This window comes from Nitratidesulfovibrio liaohensis, from assembly GCF_011682075.1.
Lineage (GTDB): Bacteria > Desulfobacterota > Desulfovibrionia > Desulfovibrionales > Desulfovibrionaceae > Cupidesulfovibrio > Cupidesulfovibrio liaohensis.
This window is the reverse complement of record NZ_VSMK01000614.1, coordinates 1-1,100: the sequence shown is the minus strand read 5'-3', so window position 1 is coordinate 1,100 and position 1,100 is coordinate 1. Positions and strand designations below refer to the sequence as shown.

Below are 1,100 nucleotides of genomic sequence, written 5' to 3'. Positions count from 1 at the left end.
GGCGCGTGCGTCCCCATCTTGCCGGGGCGGCGGCCCCGGCAAGACCATTGCCCCGCCAGGCGGGGCGGCACGTCTGGTCTGCCGACGCGGGACGGCTCAGGCCCCCTCCCCCTTGCGCTCCGGGCAACACCCCCGGTCGCGCAGCCAGTCGGCGATGATCTTCGCGTGGTCGAAGGCCATGGGTTGCGGCAGATCGTCCGGCGCAAAGAACCGGGCATCCGCCGCGTCGTCTCCGGCAACGGGGGCGGCAAAGGTTCCCGCCGCCGAGGTGGCAACGGCACCGCCCCGCACCTGCGCGGCATAGACCACGCTGAGGGTGTGGTGGCGCGGGTCGCGCCCCGGTTCGGAATACACCCCCACGAGGCCGGTCAGTTCCACGTCCAGTCCGGTTTCCTCACGGGCCTCGCGCACCGCCGCCGCCTCCGCCGATTCACCGTAGTCGATGAACCCGCCGGGCAGCGCCCAGCCGGGCGGCTCGTTGCGCCGCCGGATGAGCACGATGCCCCGCCCCGGCTCGTGAATGAGGATGTCGACGGTGGGCGGGGGGTTGCGGTACATGACCACGGGGCCGCCACAGTGCGGGCAGGGTACGCGGTGTTCCATGGCGGGCGTGTCCGTTCTTGCCGGTTGTGGACGAGGTTGATGCAAGGAGGCTGCGGGCGGGCTGCCCCGAACCTCCCACCCGTCGCCGCAGGCCGGAACAGGCTGTCCCGGTAGGCGGCGAGGATACGACACCACTTTCACAGAGTACGCGCAGAGATGAAAAGTGACAAGTTGATAGCCGTGCACAACGGCGCGCTGGGCGACTTCCTGTGTGCCTGGCCCGCCCTGCTGGCGCTGGCGCGGGGTGCTGGTACGCCGGGCGGCGCGGGGCCGGAACGCGCATCGGCACAGGGCGGAGAGGACAACGCTGCCTCTCGCCTGCTGTTCGCGGGCAACATGGAACGCATGCGCTGGCTGGCCCCGCTGGGCTACGCACCCTGCCCGCCAACCATGCGCCGGGCGCTGGACGGACTGTACGGCGAGCCGGAGGCACCCGCCTGGCCGGACGCACTGGCCGGGACCACCGTGGCGTGGTTCTGCCTGGACCGCGCACCGGC

Annotated in this window: 1 protein-coding gene and 1 pseudogene; one reads left to right on the top strand and one right to left on the bottom strand. The window is 72.1% G+C overall.

Annotation, left to right across the window (positions count from 1 at the left end; translation table 11 throughout):
- Nucleotides 1-96: 96 nt before the first annotated feature.
- On the bottom strand, nucleotides 97-603 hold the full coding sequence (locus FVW27_RS16720; protein WP_167127323.1) for an NUDIX domain-containing protein: 507 nt from the start codon (nucleotides 601-603) through the stop codon (nucleotides 97-99).
- Between the two features lie 156 nt (nucleotides 604-759).
- On the opposite strand from FVW27_RS16720, the pseudogene FVW27_RS16715 reads away from it, so the two are divergent.
- Nucleotides 760-1,100 (top strand): annotated as a pseudogene (locus tag FVW27_RS16715) (glycosyltransferase family 9 protein); the annotation flags it as partial.